This is a genomic window from Alishewanella sp. HL-SH06, assembly GCF_052656265.1.
This window is the reverse complement of the sequence record NZ_CP199752.1, coordinates 2998940-3023059: the sequence shown is the minus strand read 5'-3', so window position 1 is coordinate 3023059 and position 24120 is coordinate 2998940. Positions and strand designations below refer to the sequence as shown.

22 protein-coding genes are annotated in these 24120 nt (G+C 45.6%); 17 read left to right on the top strand and 5 right to left on the bottom strand.

Features of this window, described 5'->3' with window-relative positions; all coding sequences use genetic code 11:
- Nucleotides 1-74: 74 nt before the first annotated feature.
- Complete coding sequence (gene serB / locus ACUJFK_RS14030; protein WP_445425261.1) at nucleotides 75-1088, top strand: phosphoserine phosphatase SerB; 1014 nt, start codon at nucleotides 75-77, stop codon at nucleotides 1086-1088.
- Nucleotides 1085-1978 carry an alpha/beta fold hydrolase gene (locus ACUJFK_RS14025; protein ID WP_445425260.1) on the top strand — a complete coding sequence of 298 codons (894 nt, stop codon included), beginning with the start codon at nucleotides 1085-1087 and terminating at the stop codon, nucleotides 1976-1978. The genes serB and ACUJFK_RS14025 overlap by 4 nt, the downstream gene beginning before the upstream one ends.
- A gap of 3 nt (nucleotides 1979-1981) precedes the next feature.
- On the opposite strand, the gene ACUJFK_RS14020 is transcribed toward ACUJFK_RS14025, so the two are convergent.
- On the bottom strand, nucleotides 1982-4498 hold the full coding sequence (locus tag ACUJFK_RS14020) for a PilZ domain-containing protein (protein WP_445425259.1): 2517 nt from the start codon (nucleotides 4496-4498) through the stop codon (nucleotides 1982-1984).
- 115 nt (nucleotides 4499-4613) lie between these two features.
- Between ACUJFK_RS14020 and radA the strand changes: the two genes are divergently transcribed.
- Nucleotides 4614-5975, top strand: a complete 1362-nt coding sequence (gene radA / locus ACUJFK_RS14015) for a DNA repair protein RadA (protein ID WP_306178846.1) — start codon at nucleotides 4614-4616, stop codon at nucleotides 5973-5975.
- Between the two features lie 65 nt (nucleotides 5976-6040).
- On the opposite strand, the gene ACUJFK_RS14010 is transcribed toward radA, so the two are convergent.
- Nucleotides 6041-6793 (bottom strand): outer membrane protein assembly factor BamD, encoded by a 753-nt coding sequence (locus tag ACUJFK_RS14010; protein ID WP_445425258.1) that lies wholly within the window; start codon nucleotides 6791-6793, stop codon nucleotides 6041-6043.
- 123 nt (nucleotides 6794-6916) lie between these two features.
- Between ACUJFK_RS14010 and rluD the strand changes: the two genes are divergently transcribed.
- From rluD to clpB, 3 genes are all read left to right on the top strand, one after another.
- Nucleotides 6917-7891, top strand: a complete 975-nt coding sequence (gene rluD, locus ACUJFK_RS14005) for a 23S rRNA pseudouridine(1911/1915/1917) synthase RluD (RefSeq protein ID WP_306178845.1) — start codon at nucleotides 6917-6919, stop codon at nucleotides 7889-7891.
- Nucleotides 7892-7916: 25 nt separating this feature from the next.
- Entirely contained in the window at nucleotides 7917-8675 is a 759-nt protein-coding gene (gene pgeF, locus ACUJFK_RS14000; RefSeq protein ID WP_445426789.1) for a peptidoglycan editing factor PgeF, read from the top strand.
- Nucleotides 8676-8779: 104 nt separating this feature from the next.
- Nucleotides 8780-11359, top strand: a complete 2580-nt coding sequence (gene clpB, locus ACUJFK_RS13995; protein ID WP_445425257.1) for an ATP-dependent chaperone ClpB — start codon at nucleotides 8780-8782, stop codon at nucleotides 11357-11359.
- A 45-nt stretch (nucleotides 11360-11404) separates the two neighbouring features.
- On the opposite strand, the gene ACUJFK_RS13990 is transcribed toward clpB, so the two are convergent.
- Nucleotides 11405-11800 (bottom strand): DUF4124 domain-containing protein, encoded by a 396-nt coding sequence (locus tag ACUJFK_RS13990; RefSeq protein ID WP_226752009.1) that lies wholly within the window; start codon nucleotides 11798-11800, stop codon nucleotides 11405-11407.
- Nucleotides 11801-11864: 64 nt separating this feature from the next.
- Between ACUJFK_RS13990 and pssA the strand changes: the two genes are divergently transcribed.
- The 3 genes from pssA to ACUJFK_RS13975 all read left to right on the top strand — a co-directional run bounded on the left by pssA (nucleotide 11865) and on the right by ACUJFK_RS13975 (nucleotide 15174).
- A complete protein-coding gene (pssA, locus tag ACUJFK_RS13985; protein WP_229587928.1) occupies nucleotides 11865-12692 on the top strand; it encodes a CDP-diacylglycerol--serine O-phosphatidyltransferase in 828 nt (275 codons plus the stop codon).
- 121 nt (nucleotides 12693-12813) lie between these two features.
- Nucleotides 12814-14409 (top strand): glutamate--cysteine ligase, encoded by a 1596-nt coding sequence (gene gshA / locus ACUJFK_RS13980; RefSeq protein ID WP_306178843.1) that lies wholly within the window; start codon nucleotides 12814-12816, stop codon nucleotides 14407-14409.
- A gap of 168 nt (nucleotides 14410-14577) precedes the next feature.
- Entirely contained in the window at nucleotides 14578-15174 is a 597-nt protein-coding gene (locus tag ACUJFK_RS13975) for a transglycosylase SLT domain-containing protein (RefSeq protein WP_445425256.1), read from the top strand.
- Between the two features lie 24 nt (nucleotides 15175-15198).
- Here ACUJFK_RS13975 and ACUJFK_RS13970 read toward each other — a convergent pair whose 3' ends face one another.
- Nucleotides 15199-16458, bottom strand: coding sequence for an HlyC/CorC family transporter (locus tag ACUJFK_RS13970; RefSeq protein WP_445425255.1), 1260 nt, complete (start codon nucleotides 16456-16458; stop codon nucleotides 15199-15201).
- A 43-nt stretch (nucleotides 16459-16501) separates the two neighbouring features.
- Nucleotides 16502-17287, bottom strand: coding sequence for a cytochrome C assembly family protein (locus ACUJFK_RS13965; protein ID WP_445425254.1), 786 nt, complete (start codon nucleotides 17285-17287; stop codon nucleotides 16502-16504).
- Between the two features lie 157 nt (nucleotides 17288-17444).
- Here ACUJFK_RS13965 and ffh point away from each other — a divergent pair, with 157 nt between their 5' ends.
- From ffh to tyrA, 8 genes are all read left to right on the top strand, one after another.
- Nucleotides 17445-18812: a signal recognition particle protein gene (gene ffh / locus ACUJFK_RS13960; protein WP_229587918.1), complete on the top strand. Its 1368-nt coding sequence runs from the start codon at nucleotides 17445-17447 to the stop codon at nucleotides 18810-18812.
- A 135-nt stretch (nucleotides 18813-18947) separates the two neighbouring features.
- Nucleotides 18948-19199, top strand: coding sequence for a 30S ribosomal protein S16 (gene rpsP / locus ACUJFK_RS13955; RefSeq protein ID WP_226752016.1), 252 nt, complete (start codon nucleotides 18948-18950; stop codon nucleotides 19197-19199).
- A gap of 18 nt (nucleotides 19200-19217) precedes the next feature.
- On the top strand, nucleotides 19218-19754 hold the full coding sequence (gene rimM, locus ACUJFK_RS13950) for a ribosome maturation factor RimM (RefSeq protein WP_226752075.1): 537 nt from the start codon (nucleotides 19218-19220) through the stop codon (nucleotides 19752-19754).
- Nucleotides 19754-20527, top strand: coding sequence for a tRNA (guanosine(37)-N1)-methyltransferase TrmD (trmD, locus tag ACUJFK_RS13945; RefSeq protein WP_226752017.1), 774 nt, complete (start codon nucleotides 19754-19756; stop codon nucleotides 20525-20527). The genes rimM and trmD overlap by 1 nt, the downstream gene beginning before the upstream one ends.
- A 22-nt stretch (nucleotides 20528-20549) precedes the next feature.
- Nucleotides 20550-20909 (top strand): 50S ribosomal protein L19, encoded by a 360-nt coding sequence (rplS, locus tag ACUJFK_RS13940; RefSeq protein WP_226752018.1) that lies wholly within the window; start codon nucleotides 20550-20552, stop codon nucleotides 20907-20909.
- A gap of 34 nt (nucleotides 20910-20943) precedes the next feature.
- Nucleotides 20944-21558 carry a DNA-J related domain-containing protein gene (locus ACUJFK_RS13935; RefSeq protein ID WP_306178838.1) on the top strand — a complete coding sequence of 205 codons (615 nt, stop codon included), beginning with the start codon at nucleotides 20944-20946 and terminating at the stop codon, nucleotides 21556-21558.
- A gap of 342 nt (nucleotides 21559-21900) precedes the next feature.
- A complete protein-coding gene (locus ACUJFK_RS13930; RefSeq protein ID WP_306178869.1) occupies nucleotides 21901-22953 on the top strand; it encodes a 3-deoxy-7-phosphoheptulonate synthase in 1053 nt (350 codons plus the stop codon).
- 5 nt (nucleotides 22954-22958) lie between these two features.
- A complete protein-coding gene (tyrA, locus tag ACUJFK_RS13925) occupies nucleotides 22959-24095 on the top strand; it encodes a bifunctional chorismate mutase/prephenate dehydrogenase (protein WP_306178837.1) in 1137 nt (378 codons plus the stop codon).
- Nucleotides 24096-24120 lie beyond the last annotated feature (25 nt).

Genomic DNA, 24120 nt, shown 5'->3' with positions numbered 1-24120 from the left:
TAAATGACGTCGGCAGGTCGCTGCCTAAAGTGTTGTAGCATGCCATGGTCATTCAGTTAAGTATAGGGCAGAGCGTGTCGAATTTTTCTAAAGTATTAGCTCCGTTTAATCGTGAGCTAAAGTCGATGTTAACTGAAGCGCAGCAGCCGTTGTGTTTAGAATGGCGAGCAGGGCAAATTCAGAGTGTGGCAACGGCTGATAGCGCTGCCAGTGGCCCAGTATTAATTTACTTTGGTGGCGAGCAGAGTTTGAGTCAACTTGAGCAGATTTTAGCTGCGCTGGCATTACCTTCTATGTTACTAACCGTCAGTGTCAATCAACCGCTTGCTAGCTTACCGGCCGGCCTGTTGTTGCAAAGCCCCGCACTGGCGCAACCTGAACAAGCGCGATTAAACCAGATCGCAGCAGCGCTAGATTGCCAGCTGGTATTTTTAGCAACGCGTCCAGCGTTATCGCAGCCCGGTTTATTACTGATGGATATGGACTCGACGGCCATTGAAATTGAATGTATCGACGAGATTGCTAAGTTAGCCGGTGTAGGTGAACAGGTGGCCGCCGTTACTGCCAGAGCAATGAACGGTGAGCTGGATTTTGCTCAAAGCTTGCAACAACGGGTGGCGGCATTAGCCGGTGCGCCTGAATCAGTGCTGCAGCAAGTATTAGGTAAGTTGCCGTTAATGCCAGGGTTAACCGAGTTGGTGGCAACGTTACAGCGTCATCATTGGCAGGTGGCTATTGCCTCCGGCGGTTTTACCTATTTTACTGATGCCCTAAAGCAGCAACTGGGCTTAACGGCAACCTTTGCTAATCAATTAGAGATTGTTGAGGGTAAGTTAACGGGTAAGGTGTTAGGACCCATTGTTGATGCAGAGCGTAAAGCGGCTGTTGTCGGCGAGTTAGCTGCGCAGTATCGCATTCCACTGGCTCAAACCATCGCCATAGGAGATGGCGCTAATGACTTATTCATGTTGCAACAAGCTGGCTTAGGTGTAGCGTTTCATGCGAAACCCAAGGTGCAGGCGGCGGCCAAAGCGGCGATAACTTCCGGCAGCTTATTGCAGCTATTGTATTTGGTTGAACCCGCGTGAAGCATCAACAACATTCGTTGTTTGTTGATTTAAAAGACTATCATCTGCATGTTAGGCAATTAACACCGCTGCACGGTTCACTTGCGCCGGTGTTGTATTTGCACGGTGCAATTGAGAATGGGCGGATTTTTTACAGCCATTCAGGTAAAGGCCTTGCCAGCTTCTTAGCCGATCAGGGGTTTATTGGTTATGCCGTCGATTTTGCTGGTCGTGGTTTATCGCAACCCTCGCTGGCTGATGGTTTGCAGCAAAATCAGCAACAATTAATTTGTCATGATATTCCGCGCTTAATCGAGCATTTTTACGACTTACATCAACAGCCCTTAATCTTGATGTGTCATTCGTGGGGCGGCGTGTTGGCGGCGGCAAGTTTAGCACGTCATCCGCATTTACTGCAGAAAGTTAAAGCCAAGGTTTGTTTTGGCACCAAACGCGTGATCAGTGTGCGATCGTTAGCAAAATGGCTGAAAATCGATATGGTATGGAATAGTCTTGCCCCTTGGTTAAGTCGGCATCCTGGTTATTTACCTGCTAAACGCTGGCGTTTAGGGGCAGATGATGAGCCGCGACAATTTTTGTTGGATACCATTCGTTGGATCAAAGGTGCTCCGTTTAGAGATTGCACGGATGGTTTTGATTATCAGCAAGCTTGTCAGCAAGCGATGTGGCCAGCCATTTGGCATTTTGCCGCCGAGCATGATCGTGTGCTCGGTCACCCGAAGGATGTACAGGCTTTTATTGCAGAATGCGCTCAGCGTGAAGCGAAATTCAGTTTATTGGGGAAAACGCAGGGTTATTCGCAAAACTATGATCATATTTCTATGTTGACGCATCCCGCTGCAGCAACGGAGCATTTTCAAGAGCTCACGCTATGGCTAAAGAGCTTATAATGGCTATTTATCGCGCGCTAAGATAGCCATGCGTGCTTGCTGTTGAGCGGTGCAGGCAGCCGCATTATAACGAGCAACGATCTCTGCAGAGGTTTCTACACCATCAGCTACCCCTTCGACATGCCACAACTCTTCCTCTAACGTTTTTGCTTTGTGTATAGCATAAACACTGATATAGCCAATCTCCTTCGCGATATATTCTGAGTCAAGCTTACCGGTACGAGAAACATAGAGTTTAAAACTAAACAGTACATGATGTTCGATAGCATCTAAAATAAAGATTTGCAGATCTTCCGCTTGCTTAAACTCAAAATCATAATGGCTACTGAACTCCAGTTGACCATTGTCTAACGGGGTAACCCGAATATACAACTCAAATTGTTTTGACGGATCATGTCGCTTCATTTGCTTTAAAAAATGTGCGACTTCTTGCGTTAGCACGTGCTCTTTCGTCAATAAACTAAAGTCTAAGCTTTTGCTGCTCTGTTGCGACAGTTGCAGCAACTTATGAATTGCATTGGGCTGGGCGCCACGGCCTAACACATTTACGTCATGGCGTAGGCCTTTGCGATGAATAAAAACCGCAAAGTTATTCAGCGTTTTAACATACATATTGCGCAGTGCATCTGATAAGCCAGGGTACTTCGGTGTTTCTTCGGCCACAGTTAATTTGCTGCGGTTACTTTGAATTAACTGCTGAAAAAACGCCTTACCAACATGATAATCGGTTTGAGCAATTTTCAAATTCATAATGGTGCGGCTTTTACTTACTGCCATTACTTCGTAAGGTAAGCCCGATAATTGATGTTTGTTTGTGATTTTTTGTAGATCGGGTAATTCAAAGAGCAGTATATCGCCTTTTTGAAAATCGACAGGTTGGCTAAATTCAATTTGTAGGCCGCCAGTGGAAAAGTCTCGGCTAAAACTGCTGATGGGGGCTTGCTCTGGTTTGTTTCTTACCAGCACCGTGGTTTTATACAAATAACGCGACTCGGCACGTAAATTAATATAATGAATAGCTATCGCTTCACAGGGTTTGGCTTGCAGGGCTTTACTTAATCCAAATTTATTTAAGGCCGCTAATTTATCAGTTTGGTAAGTATAGGCCGAGTAATAACGCCGATGTTCAGCCGAACTGATTTCAGTGAGTGCGGCAATATAATGCATGTCTTTGAGCATACCCGCGATCAAGGGGAACGGTTTTTGCGTGTTGACCGCGCCGGGTATGGCAAATTCATTAATACTTTGGCTTACGTGAGTTTTTAATAAATTAAGATGGAATACACGCCAACTGGGCTTGCCAGCGCCAAACCCAAAAAACATCTCACGCAAAGCGGTTGATTCGGCAAGTTCAAGATCCGTCGCAGCATAAAAATACAATTTGCCTTTTGCTGCGTGAGTAAAGCAATACAAGATACTGGAGCGTTCGGTTGAGGTCTGGCTCAGCAACAGTTTTAGCCGCTTTGCAGATAGTACATGGCTTAATACTGAGAGTTGCTGTTCATCCAAAAAATAATGCCAAACACTTTTGTTGTAATCACTGGTGAGGCAAAAACGGCTACTGACTTGGCCATCAACAACAGATAAATAAACCGGTAAAGTATTAATTCGCGGCAAATAGTATTGTTCATAGCCCTTGGTAATGACGGCGTCGGTGGTGTTATCTAAATTCACCTTGTAGCGGCGTTTATTACCGTGAATAAAACTCTGTAAAAATTGATTAAACGAGCCTTCTTGTTCTGGATTCAAGCGCTTTAATCGCAAATAGTTATATTTATCCTGCACATCCACTTCTAAGACTTGATAAGTTAAACCCTTAGGCAAATTCAAGGTGAATTCTTTTTCTAAACCACGCAAAGCCAAATTGAGGGTGTCCCCCACAACAATTTGCCGCCCCGCTGGTATTTTTAATTTACAACCACCAACAGACAGATCTGTGGTCATGGCACTAAAACGCTGATCCGCATGGCGGACTTCTACTTCAATGCCATAATTCATGCGCTCTTCACAGCGGCTGATATAATAGCCAAACTGCACTAATTTATTCGGGTTGTTGGTTTCTTCTTCTGGCTCGGTATTTTCTTGCGTGTTTGTGGGGTCGGGCAGCTGCAAACCATTACGGCGTTGTGCTAATGCATTACGAACACGCTCTTCGGTTTCTTTACGATGACGAACCCGAAAGTTATTGTCAGCGTTCATGACTTCTTCGTAGACGCCAATAGTGTATTGGCCGTAATCGTTAACGCCGTTTTCAAAGATTTGCCGTGCGGTATCATCTAGGTGATGGGTTTTGCCTAAATAGACAAAAGGTTTAACATCACCATCAACATGGCCGCGTAAATCAATGTAATAGTTGCAAGGCTGAGCAAGACGCTTCAGTTCCATTTTTAATAAAAACTGTTTTGACTTAGGCAGGCTAGCAGACAGACTAGCGAAAGTCTGCTCAAACTCGGGTGAGTTGATCAGTCCTTTCATCCTTTCAATAATGCCAGATTGCTCTTTAAAGTCGGTTGCAGTCATAGTCAGCTGATTCAGTTGCCAAAATTTTGGCAGCTTAGGGTTATAATGAGATTAAGCTACGTTGTTCTATTTCGAAAAGCAATATCTGTGCCTTTTATTCAAATTAGGAAAGATCATGGCAAAAACAAAAACCGCCTACGTATGTAATGAATGTGGTGCCGATTTTATGCGCTGGCAAGGTCAGTGTTCTGAATGCTCGGCTTGGAACTGTATTACTGAAGTAAGACTAGGAGCCGTAAAAACGAAAAATACTCGGCTGGATGGTTATGCCGGTACCACAGTCGCTAAAGTGATGCGGCTTGATGAAGTCGATCTGCAAGAAGTACCACGCTTTAGTACTGGCTTTGTTGAGTTTGACCGCGTGTTAGGCGGCGGTATTGTGCCGGGCTCTGCTATTTTAATCGGTGGGCATCCAGGTGCTGGTAAAAGTACCTTATTACTACAAATGATGTGTGGCTTAGCTGAACAGGGTGGAGCCTTGTACGTCACGGGGGAAGAATCTTTACAGCAGGTGGCGATGCGCGCTCAGCGCTTAGGTTTACCAATGGGCACGTTAAAAATGCTGGCAGAGACCAATGTCGAAACGATTTGCCAATTAGCGCAGCAAGAAAAGCCCCGCATTATGGTTATCGACTCCATCCAAGTGATGCATTTAGCTGATGTGCAATCGGCCCCTGGAAGTGTGTCGCAGGTTCGAGAAAGTGCGGCCTTTTTAACACGCTTTGCCAAGCAGTATCACATCGCCATTATTATGGTGGGCCATGTCACAAAAGATGGCTCGCTGGCTGGCCCTAAGGTACTTGAGCATTGTATTGACTGCTCGGTGATGCTCGATGGCGATACCGATAGCCGCTATCGCACTATGCGTGGCCATAAAAATCGTTTTGGCCCGGTAAATGAGCTAGGCGTCTTTGCCATGACCGGTCAGGGCATGAAAGAAGTGAAAAATCCTTCGGCTATTTTTTTAACGCGCGGCAAAGAAGATCAATCTGGCAGTATTGTGATGGTGCTTTGGGAAGGAACGCGGCCATTATTAGTCGAGATCCAAGGGTTAGTCGATTATTCACCGCTGAATAATCCAAGACGCGTGACTTTGGGTATGGAGCAAAACCGTATTTCTATGTTATTGGCCGTTATGCATCGCCACGGTGGTTTGCAAATGGCCGATCAAGATGTGTTTGTCAATGTCGTCGGCGGCGTTAAGGTCAACGAAACGAGTGCTGATTTAGCGACTTTGCTGGCCTTGGTATCGAGTTTTCGTGATAAACCCTTGCCCAATGATTTGGTCGTATTCGGTGAAGTCGGCTTGGCGGGTGAAATTAGGCCGGTACCGAGTGGGCAAGAACGTTTACGTGAAGCGGCAAAACATGGTTTTCGTCGCGCTATTGTGCCGATAGCGAATGCGCCCAAAGAGCCGATTGAGGGTATGCAGGTCATCGGTGTGAGTAAGTTAGCAGAAGCGTTAGAAGCCATTTAACCCATCGGTAGGGGCATAAAAAACACCTCCGTCGTAGCGGAGGTGTTAATGTCTTGATATTTCAGTTATTTGATGCTGCTATTTTGCGGGAAGTTAAGGCGTAATACTTGTTCCGCATCTTGCTTTAACTTATCTAAACCCAAGCGGCCATAGCTTTCTACCATAATTTCGAGAGCTTGTTCTACTTGTGGTACATCACGGTAAAACTCTAGCACATATTTACCACGGTTCGCTGCAGCGAGATAAGCACCACGGCGCATGTAGTAATCGGCAACGATTAATTCATGCTGGGCCAATTTGTGTTTAATCACCAACATGCGATTACGCGCTTCATCGGCATATTTGCTGTTTGGAAAGCTATTTAATAAAATTTTAAAATCATCAAACGCTTGACGGGTGCTGCTTAAATCACGGTCGGCGCGCTCTATATCAAAAAACTCTTGAAACGCATTTTCATCGGCTTTTAAGTTGGTCAGGCCCCGCATGTAATAGACATAATCTAAATCAGGCTGGTTGGGGTTTAACCGAATAAAGCGGTCAATGCTGGCTAACGCTTGTGGAATATCGCCAGCTTGATGATGGGCATAAATTAAGTCGAGTTGTACTTGTTTAGCTAATGGGCCGAACGGATAGCGACTCTCTACCCCTTTGAGTAATTCAATGGCTCGGTTATAAAGGCCCGCATCCAAGACTTCTTTGGCTTGTTGATACATGCCTTGAGCCGTTTGTGTGGCAGTCATTTGCTGTGGTTTGGGTTTGCCAGCACAGGCCGTTAGGGCGATTGACATCAAAACTATCAGTATAAATTTCAATTTCATGTAAAAATCCGTTACTACTTAAGCTAAATGGCTGTCTAGTCCAGCGTAAAATCGTTAAAATAGGCGCTAATGCGATTCTACCCCAGATATCGAGGGGTTGCACACAGGATAACTGCTTCCGTCATGACAAAACAGATAAAACTTTCACAAATCGTTCCTGACCATCTTTTTGGTAAACGCTTAGATCAGGTTTTAGCCGAAATGTTCCCTGATTATTCACGTTCACGTATAAAAGAGTGGATTTTGGCTGATGCTGTGCAAGTTGAACAGCAAATTTGCAATACGCCAAGACAGAAGATGTTCGGAGGTGAGCAGATTGATATTACAGCCGATTTGCCTGAAGACGAACGCTTTTTGGCCGAGCCCATTGCTTTAGATGTGGTTTTTGAAGATGAACATATTTTAGTAATCAATAAACCTGCGGGTTTAGTGGTTCACCCTGGTGCTGGTAATGCGGATGGCACCTTATTAAATGCTTTATTGCATCATTGCCCAGGTATTGGTGAAGTGCCGCGCGCAGGCATTGTGCATCGCCTTGATAAAGACACCACTGGTTTAATGGTGGTTGCCAAGACCATTCCGGCACAAACGCATTTAGTTGAAGCCATGCAAGCCCGTGAAATTACCCGTGAATATGAAGCGGTTTGTTACGGTGCCATGACCGGAGGTGGCTCGGTTAATCGTCCTATTGGCCGGCATCCAACCAAAAGAACTTTGATGGCGGTGCTTGAAAGCGGTAAGCCTGCTGTCACGCATTACCGGGTAATGGAGAAGTATCGTGCTCATACTAGGTTACGTCTGCGCTTAGAAACTGGCAGAACGCATCAAATTCGTGTGCATATGACGTTTATCAGTCATCCTTTAGTGGGCGATCCGGTGTATGGGGGGCGGCCACGTCCCCCGCGTCAGGCAGCTGAAAGCTTATTGGTGTTTATGCGTAATTTCCGCCGCCAGGCGTTGCATGCGATCATGCTTAAACTGGCACATCCCATCACTGGCCAAATTTTGGAATGGCATGCGCCTTTACCGGATGACATGGTGCAACTGAATGCCGCTTTACGTGCTGATACCGCTCAGCATGGCTTGGATTTTGTGTAATGCGCAATGTAAGCATTAAATGCCAATGACGCCTTTGTTACTCAAACCAACATGGCCTGCACCTTCTAATGTGCAGGCGGTTAGCTCAACTCGCTTCGGTGGTTATTCGCAGGGGGTGTTTCAGGGGTTAAATTTAGGCTTACATGTTGGGGACGATGCGGCTACGGTTGCTCGAAACCGCTCGTTGTTTCAACAGCAAGCGGCTATGCCCGTAGAGCCTTGTTGGCTTGATCAAGTTCATAGCAATAAAGTATGGCACTTAACCGAGAGCACTGCCGTGCTAAATGCGGCATTGCCTCAAGCCGATGCAGCGTTTAGCCAGCAAGCTGGGCAAGTTTGTGTTGTCATGACAGCAGATTGCTTGCCGTTATTAGTATGCAATAACGCAGGCTCTGAGGTGGCCGCCATTCATGCGGGCTGGCGCGGTTTAGCATCGGGCGTGATTGAGCATACCTTACAACAGTTTCAGGCAAAGCCTAGTGAGCTACTGGTGTGGTTAGGCCCTGCCATTGGCCCCAAGCACTTTGAAGTGGGTGCTGAGGTGCGCCAAGCCTTTGTACAGCAAAATGTGCTGGCCGCTAGCGCTTTTAAACCCTTAGGCAAAGAAAAATATCTGGCTGACTTATATCTGCTGGCACGACTGCGGCTGCAGGCTTATGGTGTCTCTGCTATTTTTGGTGGCAACTATTGCACTTATCATGACACTGCGCAGTTCTATTCATACCGTCGTGATGGCCAAACGGGTCGGATGGCCAGTGCCATTTGGCTCAGTCGTTCATCATAAAACTGATCGAAGTCAATTTTTTGACGTTTATTGCTTGAAAATTCCACAATCTAGCCCAATCTTAATATGCAGCAACCCATACTTATGCCTGCAGGAGCTAGACCATGCGCTTAGATAAATTTACCAGTAAATTCCAAGAAGCTATCGCTGATGCCCAATCGTTAGCGGTCGGGCGCGATCAACAATTTATTGAACCCGTGCACATTATGTTTGCTCTTCTCAACCAAGAAGGCGGCACGGTGCGAGAGTTGTTGAATAAACTGGCGATTAACTTTAATGAACTCCGCTCAAAAGTAAGCCAAAGTATTGAGCGATTACCTCGTGTAGAAGGTGATGCCAGTAATTTGCAGTTGGCCAGTACCACCGCGCAGTTATTACAACAATGCGATAAATTGGCGCAGCAATGCAAAGATCAGTTTATTTCCAGTGAGTTATTTGTGTTAGCCGCCACCGAAGATAAGTCTGAGTTGGGGCGTATTTTAAAATTACTCGGTGTCACCAAAGACAACGTGGTATCGGCTATTGAACAAATCCGTGGTGGCCAAAAAGTTGAAGATGCTAACGCTGAAGATACTCGTCAAGCGTTAACTAAATATACGGTAGATTTAACAGCGCGAGCCGAAGCCGGCAAATTAGATCCGGTAATTGGCCGTGATGAAGAAATCCGTCGGTGTATTCAAGTATTACAGCGTCGCACCAAGAATAACCCTGTGTTAATTGGTGAGCCGGGCGTGGGTAAAACCGCCATTGTTGAAGGGCTGGCGCAGCGTATTATCAATAAAGAAGTACCGGAAGGGCTTAAAGATAAGCGCGTATTGTCTTTGGATATGGGCTCTTTATTAGCGGGTGCGAAATACCGTGGCGAATTTGAAGAGCGTTTAAAAGCCGTGTTGGCTGATGTGTCGAAAGAAGAAGGCCAGATCATATTATTTATTGATGAAATTCATACCATGGTTGGCGCCGGTAAAGCCGATGGTGCAATGGATGCGGGTAATATGTTAAAGCCTGCGTTAGCGCGTGGTGAATTACATTGTCTTGGCGCAACCACCTTAGATGAATACCGTAAATATATTGAGAAAGATGCCGCTTTAGAGCGTCGTTTCCAAAAGGTTCTGGTGGATGAGCCGTCAGTGGAAGATACCATCGCTATCTTACGTGGTTTAAAAGAGCGTTATGAATTGCACCATGCGGTAGAGATTACCGATCCAGCGATTGTCGCCGCGGCGACCTTATCACATCGTTATGTGAGTGATCGGCAACTTCCCGATAAAGCTATCGACTTGATCGATGAAGCCGCATCAAGCATCCGTATGCAGATGGACTCAAAGCCAGAAGAGTTAGATCGGTTAGAGCGGCGTATTATTCAATTAAAACTCGAAGATAATGCTTTAGCCAAAGAAACCGATGAGGCCAGTAAAAAACGTCGGGAATCTATTCAAGAGCAAATTCGAGAATTAGACATCAGCTACAAGGAGTTAGATGAGATCTGGGTGTCTGAAAAAGCCGCATTGCAAGGTACACAGCATATCAAATCAGAGTTGGAGCAGGCGCGCTTAGACCTGGAAGTTGCTCGTCGTGCCAGTGATTTGCAGCGGATGTCAGAGCTGCAATATGGTCGCATCCCTGAGCTTGAGAAAAAACTGGATCTCGCATCGCAAGCCGAAATGCAAGAAATGACCTTGTTGCGAAATCGGGTAACCGAGCATGAAATTGCCGATGTATTATCAAAAGCAACGGGGATCCCGGTAAGTAAAATGCTGGAAGGCGAGCGCGACAAACTGCTGCAAATGGAAAGCGCCTTACATCAAAGTGTTGTGGGGCAGCATGAAGCGATAGCGGCTGTCGCCAATGCTATTCGCCGTTCACGAGCCGGTTTGTCGGATCCGAATAAACCGATTGGCTCTTTCTTATTCTTAGGCCCGACAGGGGTCGGTAAAACGGAATTAACAAAATCTCTTGCACGTTTTTTATTCGACAGTCCCGATGCGATGGTACGTATCGACATGTCTGAATTTATGGAAAAACATGCGGTATCACGTTTAGTGGGTGCACCGCCAGGGTATGTCGGTTATGAAGAGGGCGGCTATTTAACCGAGGCAGTAAGGCGTAAACCCTATTCGGTTATTTTGCTTGATGAAGTTGAGAAAGCCCATCCCGATGTGTTTAATATTCTATTGCAGGTGTTAGATGACGGCCGTTTAACCGATGGGCAGGGCCGCACTGTCGACTTTAAAAATACGGTCATTATCATGACTTCAAACTTGGGTTCTGATCTTATTCAAGAACACCATAAAGAATACAGTTATGAACAGATGAAAGAAATGTTGATGGGCGTGTTGGCAAAACAATTTCGGCCAGAGTTTTTAAATCGACTGGATGAAGCTGTGGTGTTTCACCCTCTAGATAATAAACAAATTCAACAAATTGCTAAAATTCAGTTGGGTCGTTTGGCTGAACGTTTGCAGCAACGCGACTATCTGCTAGAGGTTAGCGAAGCTGCGTTACAAAAATTGGCTGAAGTGGGTTTTGATCCTCTGTTTGGTGCACGGCCATTGAAACGTGCTATTCAGCAACATTTGGAGAATCGTCTAGCTCAAGCGTTACTGCAAGGTGATTTTTTACCGGGTTGCACCGTGGTTATTGACCATAACGGGGAAACTTTTACCATGCATAGCCATCGCTAGAATGCAGCATAACCCCTGTATCATATCGAACAAGGGTTAATATGATTAAGGCGTTGGGGCACAACGCCTTTTTATTTCAAAATTGACGAGCATTGTTTGTTGCTCGCGCTCCATTTCTGTTAGTAAACGAAGTTCGTTTTTGTTTGCATCCTGAGTGAACAACTCTTGGCCACTGCGCAATAACAATAATTGTTCTTGTGCCTTTTGACAAAGCATAGGATCAAGTTCTGAACTCACTGGGTTACCCTGTGAGTCTCGCACCGACGATCGTGAGGCGGCATTAGTACGAACGGTGACCAACTGGTAATTGCCTTCACGTGGTGGTTGCTGACCAAAATGTGTTACACCTCGAGCATCTTGCCAGCTATAAACCGTTTGTGCCATTGCTGTATTACTAGTCAAACTGACCAGAAACATAAAAATAAGACTCGCTTTTGCCATGGTTCTATCCATGTTATGTTATGTCCCTTATAATCAGTATATTCTCTTTTTCAGAAGTTGCCCTATGACAGATCTAAAAAACAATGAACATGGCCCGCGCAAAGGGATCTATTTATTACCTAACCTGCTTACAACTGCAGGATTGTTCTCTGGTTTCTTTGCCATCGTATCATCAATGAATGGCAGATTTGAAGCGGCAGCGGTCGCTATTTTCATCGCTATGGTTTTTGATGGCTTAGATGGACGAGTTGCACGCTTAACCAATACTCAAAGTGAGTTCGGTGCGCAGTACGATAGTATGTCTGATTTACTGGCGTTTGGTGTCGCTCCAGCTTTAGTTGCCTACAACTGGGCGTTAGCTGATTTAGGTAAGTTTGGTTGGCTTGCGGCCTTTATTTACGTAGCTTGTGCTGCATTACGTTTAGCGCGATTTAATGCCAACTTAGGCGTGACCGATGGTCGTTTCTTCCAAGGTTTAGCCAGCCCCGCTGCTGCTGCGTTAGTAGCCGGCATGGTATGGAATGGTGCAACCTATGAAATTGATGGTGATAAATTTGGCTATGTTGTCGGCCTCATTACCATCGCTTGCGGTTTTCTTATGGTGAGTAATTTCCGCTTTAATTCGTTTAAAAACCTAAATTGGCGTGATCGCGTTTCGTTTTTAACCATATTGTTAGTGGTTGTCATCTTTGTCGTGATTGCGGCTAAACCAGCACAAATGTTGTTTTTGATTTTCTTGGTCTATGCCTGTTCAGGCCCTATAACCACCTTTAGAAGTGTACGCAAATTAAAATTAGAGCACGTAGTAGGTGACTCTGATGACGCTGACTTTTTAGATGAACAAAAAACCAACAGCGAACCAACCAGCACTGAGCAGAAAAAGCCAGAATAAGTATGTCGAGACATTTTAGGGCAATGATGAGTTTCGTTGTTCTTTATTTAGCAAGGCATGGTTGAGTTTTAATCCATATCCCCCAAAATCTGGGGGATATTTAGTTTATTAAGGATTTACTTTGGCTTCTAGTATTACACAACGCTTAAACGCACTTAAAGAAAACGGCCATTTGGCCTCTATTGTCGGTATCAAGCGTGGTATTGAACGTGAGTGTTTACGTGTTAATGAAGATGGCTCTCTATCACAAAGCCCACATCCTGCAGCCTTAGGTTCAGCCTTAACGCATCCTTGGATCACTACCGACTTCTCTGAGTCGTTGCTAGAGTTTATTACCCCAGCACAAGCCGATATCGATGTTACCTTGCAACAATTAGCGGATATTCATCGTTTTACCATGCGTCAATTAGGCTCCGAGCGGATTTGGCCAGCCAGTATGCCTTGCTATATCGCTGAACAAGATCAAATTCCTTTGGCCTATTATGGCGAATCTAATGTCGGTCGTATGAAAACCTTATATCGACAAGGTTTAAAAAATCGCTATGGCAGCATGATGCAAGCGATCAGCGGTGTGCATTTCAACTTCTCTTTACCACAGAGCTTTTGGCAAGCGTATCAAGCCTTAGAAGGTGATAACACGCCTAGTCAGGATTTTATCTCTGAACAATATCTCGCGTTAATACGCAACTACAAGCGTTATGCTTGGCTCATAGTGTATTTATTTGGCGCGTCTCCGGCACTGTGCAAATCGTTTTTAGAAGATCGGCAATCGCGTTATGCGTTTCAGCCTTTAGGTAAAGGCAGTTTGTACTTACCTTATGCGACTTCGTTGCGCATGAGTGATCTGGGGTATACCAATAGTGCACAATCGAGCTTAAATATTACTTATAACAATTTGCCTGAATACATTAGCGGTTTGCATGCCGCGGTAAGCCAACCTTCAACGGAATATCAAAATATTGGCGTGAAAGTGGCGGGCGAATATCAGCAATTAAATGCCAATGTGCTGCAAATCGAAAACGAGTTTTACTCGACAATCCGGCCAAAACGAACCACGGAGTCGGGTGAGCGACCTACCTGTGCACTCGCTAAACGCGGTGTTGAATATATTGAAGTGCGTGCGTTAGATGTTAACCCCTTCAGTGCGGTAGGTATTTCCGCTGAGCAAATGCATTTTCTCGATGTGTTCTTGGTGTATTGCTTGTTAGAAGATAGCCCAGCGCTATCGGCAGCAGAGCAAACGGTTACAGAGCAAAACTTGAAAAAAGTGGTCACGGACGGTCGTCGTATCAACTTAGAATTATTACAAGAGGGTCAACCTCGCTTAATGCAAGATTGGGCCGAGCAGCTTTTTGCAGATATGATGCCGATTGCCGCCTGGTTAGATGAAGCCTATCAGACCGAGCGTTATCAAGGAGCTTTGCGTCATTACTACCTGTCGTTATTGGATCCCGCACAAACCTTTTCTGGCAAAGTGCTGAATCATTTAATTAGTCAGCGCAAAGATAATGGCCGCTATATGTTGGAATTAGCCGAGCAATATCGCCAGCAACTCATCAGCGAGCCATATCAACAATACAGTGAGGCGCAGTTTACCGCCGCCAGCAGTGATTCATTGCAACGACAAGCTGATATTGAAGCCGCAGATGACATCAGTTTTGCTGAGTATATTCAGCAATATTTTGCAGAAGTACCGGCTTGTGAGCAAGACCATTAACAGTTTCGTTGTCGCGCTGAGTTTAATTGCAGGGCAAAAAAAACGGCTACCAAAAGTAGCCGTGAAGGAGAATCCAGGGAAAACAAAAACTTGGTTGAATCCATTCATACTGTTAGAATCAAACCGATGCCGATAGTTCAAAAATATTCAAAAAAAAATAAGCTGCTGATGTTACTCAGTTTAGCGATGATTATTTCGGGGTGCGCTACGCCGCCACCGCGCGATCAATCTAATATCTGTGAAATTTTTGGCGAACACCGTGACTGGTATCAGGCAACTGCCAAAGCCAGCGATAAGTGGGGCATGCCTATCGCAGTACCCATCAGTTTTATGTATCAAGAAAGCCGCTTTAAACACAATGCCAAGCCGCCAATGCGTTATTTCCTCGGCTTTATCCCTTATGGACGAGGCAGTTCAGCTTATGGTTATTCACAAGCCAAAAGCGATACTTGGGACGACTACTTAAAGGACACCGGCCGGTATTTTGCCAGTCGTAGTGATTTTGATGACGCTGTGGATTTTATTGGTTGGTATGTTGATAAAACGCATCGGGTTAACAAAGTATCGAAGCATGACGCCTATGCCTTGTATTTGAATTACCATGAAGGCTGGGGTGGGTATCGGCGCGGTACCTATCGCAGCAAAGCGTGGTTGCAAAATACAGCCCTCCAAGTCGAGCAGCGAGCTAATATCTATCATTTGCAGCTTCAAGGCTGTGAAAAGGATTTAAAGCGAGGCTGGCTTAGCCGTTGGCTATTTGGTTAAGCCATAATTGCAATATGGCTTGGTTTAACGCTGAAGCAGCAATCTGACTGTTTTAATCATATTGTCGTGCACATCAATAATCTCTATCGGATAACCCGCCAGTTTAACACTTAAACTGCCTTGCGGAATTTCCTCAAGGTACTCTAATAACAAGCCGTTTAAGGTTTTAGGGCCATCAGTGGGGAATTCTAACTGCATCTGTCTGTTCAGATCGCGTAAGTTTATAGTGCCGTCAATTAAATAAGAACCGTCAGGTTGTTTCACTATTTCTTCGTGGCTATCTTCAACCACATCGGTAGTAAATTCACCAACGACTTCTTCCAATATATCTTCAAGTGTCACTAATCCTTGGATGTCGCCATATTCATCAACCACTAATCCGATACGCTCTTTGGTACTTTGAAATTTTAGTAGCTGAGTATTCAGTGCTGTACCTTCCGGTATATAGTAAATTTCATGTACCGAGCGCAGTAAGGACGCTTTGTTTAATTGTTCTTTGAGTAGTAAGCGCACCAAATCGCGTGGGTGAATAAAACCTAGCGCATCATCAATGCTATCACGGTACAGCAGAAGGCGACTGTGTTGCGCATTTCCGAGCTGACGCATGATGTCTTTCCAGTCGTCATTAAAGTCGATACCCAGGATCTCATTACGCGGCACCATAATATCTTCAACGGTGACATTTTCTAGATCTAACACACCCACTAACATGCTTTGGTGCTGCTCAGGAATTAACGCCCCCGCTTCATGCACTACAGTTCGTAACTCTTCTGCGCTTAAGCTATTACCACGATGCTTTTCTGGGCTAACGCCCATTAAGCTTAATAAACCGTTGGTGACTTTATTTAGCAGGTAAACAAACGGATAAAAAATCTTCAACAGTACGTTTAAAATAATCGAGGCAGGAAAAGCTACGCGCTCAGGATATAAGGCTGCCAGCGTTTTCGGTGTGACTTCAGCAAAAATCAACACCACGAGTGTTAACGCGACAGGGGCAATGGCTAGACCCAAATCACCATAGAGTCGTTGACCTATGAGTGTGGTAACGGTGGCTGCGGCAATATTGACAAGGTTATTGCCAATCAGGATCAAACCGATTAACCGATCAGGGCGTTTTAGCAGTTTGCTGACGCGTTTTGCGCCACTGTTATTTTCATTTTCGAGGTGTTTAAGGCGATAGGGGTTTACTGACATCATTCCGGTTTCAGAACCAGAGAAGAAAGCAGAGAGAACAAGCAAGACACCCAAAATAATAAAGAGTGTGCTAGTCGAGATAGCGTCCAAGAATCAGTTACCTTTGTTGCCAAACATAATCAGGGTTTAACAGTTAACCTAACAAGACCTCTTTTACGAATCGGCTGCCAAAGTAAGCCAACGTTAGTAAAAAAATGCCCGTTAGTGTCAGCGATATCGCTGTTTTTCCGCGCCAGCCTAAGCGTGCATGGCCCCAGCACAATACCACAAAAACGCACAAGGCTAGCGAACTTAACAGAGTTTTGTGTTCAAGCCAATGTGTTGTAAACGGAATTCCGCTTATTAATGCTGCAGCCAACAATACTGTACCAGCAGCGAGCAGTCGAAATTGTAATTTTTCTGCTTGCATTAGAGGTGGAAGGTAGCGCGTTACACCGGAAAAATCTTTATGTTTTAACTTATGGCTAATATAAGACACCTGAATAGAATACAAAGAAGCCATCAATAAAGTAACATAGGCGATAAACGCCAATGCGATATGACTAATTAAACCAGGATTTAACTCATAATGTTGCAACTGCACGCTGGCCGGTAACAGCATGGTGACTAGTAACGTAATGGCCGTTAAGCCATAAACTAACGGCAGCAGTAAAATGGCGGGTGTGCGAAGTGAGGTTAGCGTAACGGACAGCGATATCAACCAGCACATTAACGAGCTCACATTTTGCAAACTGAAGTTTTGCCCCGCGCCAGTAAAAATGGCACCGGCTAGAGTGAGCATATGCAACACGATGGCCAGTGTTGCCGTGCTAAACACGAGCTTAAAGTTCGGGCCTGTTGGGTGGAACAAACGCGCCAGTATTGCAACGGTAGCAATCAGATATGCCAGCAGCGCCAGTCCAGGTAACATCATGGCCATTCAATTAACTCCTTTAAAGCATTATATGGGCTATTGTATGGGAAGTTTTTGCGAATGCCCAGCATCTCCCTTTGCTATGCGAACAAAAGATCTCAATGCTGACGTAGCCGTTGCTGTGCGCTATAATCGGCCCAATTCATGAATACGGGTAACTGTTATGTTCGAAAACCTGTCAGATCGTTTAAGTCGCACACTTAAAAATATCAGTGGCCGCGGCCGTCTTACTGAAGACAATATTAAAGAAACCTTGCGTGAAGTGCGGATGGCGCTGTTAGAGGCCGATGTGGCTTTGCCCGTGGTACGAGATTTTATTAATCAAATTAAAGAGCGTTCAGTTGGTTTAGAAGTCAGCAAAAGCCTGACACCGGGTCAAGAGTTCCTGAAGATTGTGCGCAAGGCGCTTGAAGAAGCGATGGGTGAGGCGAATCAAGAATTAGCCTTAAATACCCAACCGCCAGCGGTGATTTTAATGGCGGGCTTACAAGGTGCAGGTAAAACCACTTCCGTCGCCAAATTAGCCAAGTTTTTAACCGAGCGTAAAAAGAAAAAAGTTCTGGTGGTGTCGGCTGACGTGTATCGTCCTGCGGCAATCAAACAGTTAGAAACACTGGCAAAAGAGATTAACGTTGAGTTTTTCCCCAGTGACATTTCACAAGCGCCGGTCAGCATTGTTAATGCGGCCATCACCCATGCAAAAACGCGCATGTTCGATGTGTTGTTAGTGGATACCGCCGGTCGTTTGCACGTTGATAGTGAGATGATGGATGAGATCAAAGCGTTACACGCTGCGGTCAAACCGATCGAAACTTTGTTTGTAGTAGATGCGATGACAGGCCAAGATGCCGCAAACACTGCAAAAGCCTTTAATGAAGCCTTGCCACTCACTGGTGTGATCCTAACCAAAGCGGATGGTGATGCGCGCGGTGGTGCGGCTTTATCGATCCGTCATATTACCGGTAAGCCCATTAAGTTTATCGGTATGGGTGAAAAAACCGATGCCTTAGAGCCCTTTCATCCTGATCGTATCGCCTCGCGCATTTTGGGTATGGGCGATATGCTCGGTCTCATTGAAGAGCTAGAGCAAAAAGTCGATAAAGAAAAATCGGCAAAAATGGCGCAAAAAATGATGAAAGGCAAAGGCTTTTCATTAGAAGATTTCCGTGAACAGTTAGTCCAAATGCGAAGCATGGGTGGCATGATGTCGTTAATGGATAAACTCCCAGGTATGAAAAACTTACCAGCGGGTGCCGCAGGGCAGCTAGATGAAAAACAATTTGTGCGGATGGAAGCCATTATTAATTCCATGACGCCAAAAGAGCGCGAGTTTCCGGATTTATTAAAAGGCTCGCGTAAAAAGCGCATTGCCGCCGGCTCGGGCACTGAAGTACAGGACATTAATAAGCTACTGAAACAATTTACCCAAATGCAGAAGATGATGAAGCAAATGTCGGGTAAAGGCGGTTTAATGAAGATGATGCGTGGTATGGGGGGCAAATTACCTCCGGGTATGTTACCGCCACGCTAACTCTGGCGTTACGGAGCGCTTGGCCATGAAATGCCTTGCATTCAAGCCAGAAATCCGTACAATGCAGCAGCCCTCCAGCCTGTCTGGGGGTTTTGTTATTTTTTAAAACCTGAACGATTAAAATTAGAGGACGGTATGGTAACTATTCGTTTACAACGTGGTGGCGCGAAAAAGCGTCCATTTTACCAAGTTGTGGTAGCGGACAGCCGTTTTGCTCGTGACGGCCGCTTTATTGAGCGCGTGGGTTTCTTTAACCCAATCGCAAGCGGTACTGAAGAGAAACTGCGTCTGGACCTGGATCGCGTTGACCACTGGGTAGCACAAGGTGCTTCATTAAGTGATCGCGTAACCAATCTGGTAAAAACAGCTAAGAAAGCAGTAGCTTAATTAGCAAAGCGTGTGGAGTTGTCACTGTTGAGTGAAAAAGATTTTGTTGTGCTTGGCAAATTTGGCGCCGTTTACGGTATCAATGGCTGGCTGAAAATTAACTCTTACACGGATATCCCGGAAGGGATTTTTGATTACACACCCTGGCAAGTTAAATTTCAGGGTAGCTGGCAGCCTGTGCAGATCAGTAGCTGGAAACGGCACAGTAACGGTTTAATTACCAAACTGACTGATGTTAATGATCGAGATCAAGCGCAGTTATACGTTAATGCCGATATCGCGGTTCCTGTTAATGCCTTACCGGCACTGGCAGACGGCGATTATTACTGGAAAGACCTAATGGGGCTGACCGTAATGAATGTGCAAGGCTATAACTTGGGCGAAGTGACTGACTTAATGGAAACCGGATCTAACGATGTGTTAGTGGTGAAAGCCAATCGGACCGATGCATTTGGCAAGAGTGAACGGTTAATTCCTTATCTTAACGATACTGTTGTAAAACAGGTAGACTTAACTGCAAAGCAAATGTTAGTAGACTGGGACCCCGCGTTTTAATGCAGGAACAACAAAGGTGGGTGGGCGTTGTCTCACTTTTTCCAGAAATGTTTCAGGCAATTACGCAATATGGGGTAACCGGCCGTGCGGTAAAGCAAGGGTTAATCACTTTAGATTGCTGGAATCCGCGGGATTTTACTACGGACAAGCATCGAACAGTGGATGACCGGCCTTATGGCGGTGGTCCAGGTATGCTAATGATGGTTCAGCCTTTAACCGAAGCTATTCGCGCCGCTAAACTGGCTGCTGGTGGTGAGGTGCACACGGTTTATTTGTCACCGCAAGGTCGCAAGTTAGACCAACAAGGTGTGGCTGAATTAGCAAAACACTCGAAGTTACTATTAGTAGCTGGCCGCTACGAAGGAATTGACGAGCGCGTAATAGAAACCGAAATTGATGCTGAATGGTCAATTGGAGATTACGTATTAAGTGGGGGCGAGTTGCCTGCGATGGTGTTAATTGACGCCGTATCGCGTTTAGTACCTGGTGTACTAGGGCATGATTTATCGGCAGAGCAGGATTCGTTTGCAACTGGTCTGTTAGATTGTCCTCATTATACGCGCCCTGAGGTGTTAGCAGACAAACAGGTGCCGGCAGTTTTACTGAGCGGACACCACAATGAAATTAGACGCTGGCGTCTAAAGCAGGCTCTTGGTAGAACCTGGTTAAGACGGCCGGATATGTTAAATTCCCTGGCTCTGACTAAGGAGCAACGCAAGTTACTGGCTGAATTCCAACAGGAACACCAGGCGTTGCAGCTACAAGATAGTTAATTCCAGGTAAAGTGAGATTGTTATGAGCAAAATTAGCCAAAACATCATCAAACAACTTGAACAGGAACAGTTGAAACAAGACGTTCCAGCATTCGCTCCAGGTGACACTGTAGTGGTTCAAGTTAAAGTTAAAGAAGGCGACAAAAGCCGTCTGCAGGCTTACGAAGGCGTAGTTATCGCCAAGCGTAACCGTGGTCTGCATTCAGCCTTCACCGTCCGTAAAATTTCTAACGGCGAAGGTGTTGAGCGTGTATTCCAAACGCACAGCCCAATGATCGATAGCATCACCGTGAAACGTCGTGGTGCAGTTCGCCGTGCTAAGCTTTACTACTTACGCGATCGTTCAGGTAAATCAGCGCGTATCCGCGAAAAGCTTAACTAAGCAATTTGAGGCCGGCATTATGCCGGCTTTTTTTATGTCTATTACCCACACCGCGCAACCGCCGATTAGTCAGCAAGCCTTACAACAGTTAGAACAAGAACTGGAAACCCTGTTGTCTCGTCGTTATGGTGACATTACCGAGCAACAACTCTTAAGTCTGCTCAAGCTTAAATCTTTTAGCCAAGTTGCCGATAGCCAACTTGCGTTATTTCAAGTGCATTTTGTGTTATACCATTTACTTTATCGTATCGCTGCGCGTTGGGCTGCCAATGAAACAGCACATATTGAAATTGGTTTAGCGCGGATTAAAATTTTGCCATGGCAAGACGCCTTACCGGCAACGCCTGACACGAAAGCGGCCTATTATGCCGAGTGGCAAAATTATTGGCGGATGACACCAATGGGGCTGACGGAGCGCCTAAATCAGTTTTGGCAGTTTTATCAACAGCGTTATCTTAGCCCACCAGACGTAAAACTGTCCGATGATGAAGCCTTGCGTTTATTAGCCCTACAATGGCCTTGCTCTCAAGTAGAATTAAAAAAAGCCTTTCGCAAACAATCCTTAAAACATCATCCCGATCGCGGAGGTGATCAACAAGCCTTCGTCCGCATTACGCTTGCTTATAAAAAGCTGTTGACCCGCTTCTAACGCTAAATTGCTCTTTTAAAAGGGGTTGCAACACCGCGGCAAGTGTTGGTTTGCTGCAGTGTTGCTATGCTAAAGCCTGATTTTATGCTGCGATCTATTGCTGTGTATTTAAAAGTTTACAGTGTGTTTTTATGTTGCATTTCAGTCTAAGTGGCAATTTTATTGGTTTGCAAGCTTGACGCTGTAGCCGTCTATCCGTAAACTGCGAAATATGTAATTTAAAAAATACGATGTGTAAATTAATATTTACACCTAATTTTAGGTCAGCGGGCAACGATATTATTATCTATGCTAATTTACTGCCCGTGACTCATACCGCTACAGGAGCACCGTTAAATGAGTATGATTGTTGATGATTTGCGTATCGTCGCCCAGAAACCCCTGATCTCACCTGCTGTGTTAAAGAAAGTGTTGCCACTATCAGCTCAAGGTTTAGATTTTATTGCGAAAGCACGCACTGATATTGCTAACATTATTCATGGCCATGATAAACGTTTACTGGTGGTGACCGGGCCATGTTCTATCCATGATCCCGTTGCCGCGATGGAATATGCACATAAACTTAAAGCACTGCAGCTAGCTTACCAAGATAGTTTATATATTGTGATGCGCGTGTACTTTGAAAAACCACGTACCACAGTGGGCTGGAAAGGCTTTATTAACGATCCGCATCTTGATGACTCCTTTGATTTAGAAACCGGCTTAACTTGGGGCCGTGAATTGCTTCTAAAAATGGCCGATTTAGAATTGCCGGTTGCAACCGAAGCGCTCGATCCGATCAGCCCACAATATATGTCTGATTTAATTAGCTGGGCGGCGATTGGGGCCCGCACCGTGGAATCGCAAACGCACCGTGAAATGGCCAGTGGCTTGTCGATGCCTGTGGGTTTTAAAAATGGTACCGATGGCAGTTTAAATGTAGCGCTCAATGCGCTGCAATCTGCCGCTAGCGGCCACACATTCTTTGGTATTAACCAAAAAGGTGAAGTGAGCTTGGTGCAAACCGCCGGTAATCCGGATGGGCATATCATTTTACGTGGTGGCAGCGCGCCAAATTACGATGCAGCCAGCATTCAAGATGTCTTACAAAAAATTGATAAATTAAAATTACCACGCGGTATAGTGGTCGACTGCAGTCATGGCAATTCGCACAAAGACCATAATCGACAACCGCTCGTGGCCGCTGATGTCGTGGCGCAGCGTTTAGCTGGCAATGATGCCATTATTGGTTTAATGCTAGAAAGTCATTTATCAGCAGGGCGGCAAGATTTAATCGCCGGTAAAGCCGAGCATTACGGTGTGTCAGTCACCGATGCCTGTATTGATTGGGCAACAACAGAAACCTTGTTAGCAAGTTTGCATCAGCAAATGTTGCCGTTGCAAGCGGTGGCGTAGATCAGATGACGGCCGTTAATCATGCACAACAAGCACTGCAACCGTTGCGCGAGCAAATCGATACTATTGATGCTGAACTGGTCAGGCTATTAGCGGCACGCGCTAAAGTGACTGCGCAGGTCGGGCAGGTGAAGCAGCATTTCGCCTTACCGGTATACGTACCTGAGCGCGAGCATGAACTGTTAACGGCACGTCGCCAGCAAGCTATTGCCGAGCAGGTCTCGCCCGAACTGGTTGAAGATGTGCTGCGGCGCATCATGCGCGAATCTTATGCCACACAAGACATCAGCTTTGTTTGTTGTCGCCAAGGCGGTGGTAAAGTTGTAGTGGTCGGTGGTGCTGGGGCGCTCGGTGCGCGTTTTGTCAGTTTATTTGCGCGTTCTGGCTATCAAGTGGTCGTGTTAGAGCAACAGGATTGGCCAGAAGCCGCCAGCTTATGTGCTGATGCAGCCTTGGTGTTAATGGCGGTGCCCATCACCTTAACGGCGCAGTTGATTGCAAAATTACCGACTTTGCCAAGCGATTGTGTGCTAGCAGACTTAACCAGTATTAAAGACAAGCCCTTGCAAGCGATGTTGACGCAGCATGCCGGGCCTGTCGTGGGTTTACATCCGATGTTCGGCCCGGATATTACGAATTTAGTGAAGCAAGTGGTGGTGGTCTGTCACGGCCGTGCTGAACAGCAATATCAATGGTTACTACAACAATTAACGGTATGGGGTGCAGAACTCGCCGAGGAACAGGCCGCTGCGCATGACAGTGCTATGCAACTGATCCAAGCGATGCGTCACTTCTCATCTTTGGTTTATGGCGTACATCTAGCCGAAGAAAAAGCGGATTTGCAGCAGCTGCTGGCCATGAGCTCACCCATTTATCGGTTAGAGTTGGCAATGATTGGCCGTTTGTTTGCACAAAATGCCGAGTTATATGCCGATATTATGCTGTCATCTAGTGATGTTGCTAGCCTATTATCACGCTATCAGCAGCGTTTTGGTCAGTTATTAGCCTTGTTGCAAGCCAATGATAAAGCCGGTTTGATGGCCGAATTTGCCAAAGGGCAACAATTTTTTGGTGATTTAGCCGGGCAGTTTTTGCACGAAAGCAAGCAGCTGTTACAAAAAGCCGCGGATGGTCGCAGCTAAAGGTAACAGCAGTAAATTGCTAATG

Coding starts and splice junctions, on each gene's coding strand:
- ACUJFK_RS14020 (WP_445425259.1), bottom strand. CDS start 4,498: ATGACTGCAACCGACTTTAAAGAGCAATCTGGCATTATTGAAAGGATG.
- radA (WP_306178846.1), top strand. CDS start 4,614: ATGGCAAAAACAAAAACCGCCTACGTATGTAATGAATGTGGTGCCGAT.
- ACUJFK_RS14010 (WP_445425258.1), bottom strand. CDS start 6,793: ATGAAATTGAAATTTATACTGATAGTTTTGATGTCAATCGCCCTAACG.
- rluD (WP_306178845.1), top strand. CDS start 6,917: ATGACAAAACAGATAAAACTTTCACAAATCGTTCCTGACCATCTTTTT.
- pgeF (WP_445426789.1), top strand. CDS start 7,917: ATGACGCCTTTGTTACTCAAACCAACATGGCCTGCACCTTCTAATGTG.
- clpB (WP_445425257.1), top strand. CDS start 8,780: ATGCGCTTAGATAAATTTACCAGTAAATTCCAAGAAGCTATCGCTGAT.
- ACUJFK_RS13990 (WP_226752009.1), bottom strand. CDS start 11,800: ATGGCAAAAGCGAGTCTTATTTTTATGTTTCTGGTCAGTTTGACTAGT.
- pssA (WP_229587928.1), top strand. CDS start 11,865: ATGACAGATCTAAAAAACAATGAACATGGCCCGCGCAAAGGGATCTAT.
- ACUJFK_RS13975 (WP_445425256.1), top strand. CDS start 14,578: ATGTTACTCAGTTTAGCGATGATTATTTCGGGGTGCGCTACGCCGCCA.
- ACUJFK_RS13965 (WP_445425254.1), bottom strand. CDS start 17,287: ATGGCCATGATGTTACCTGGACTGGCGCTGCTGGCATATCTGATTGCT.
- ffh (WP_229587918.1), top strand. CDS start 17,445: ATGTTCGAAAACCTGTCAGATCGTTTAAGTCGCACACTTAAAAATATC.
- rpsP (WP_226752016.1), top strand. CDS start 18,948: ATGGTAACTATTCGTTTACAACGTGGTGGCGCGAAAAAGCGTCCATTT.
- trmD (WP_226752017.1), top strand. CDS start 19,754: ATGCAGGAACAACAAAGGTGGGTGGGCGTTGTCTCACTTTTTCCAGAA.
- rplS (WP_226752018.1), top strand. CDS start 20,550: ATGAGCAAAATTAGCCAAAACATCATCAAACAACTTGAACAGGAACAG.
- ACUJFK_RS13935 (WP_306178838.1), top strand. CDS start 20,944: ATGTCTATTACCCACACCGCGCAACCGCCGATTAGTCAGCAAGCCTTA.
- ACUJFK_RS13930 (WP_306178869.1), top strand. CDS start 21,901: ATGATTGTTGATGATTTGCGTATCGTCGCCCAGAAACCCCTGATCTCA.
- tyrA (WP_306178837.1), top strand. CDS start 22,959: ATGACGGCCGTTAATCATGCACAACAAGCACTGCAACCGTTGCGCGAG.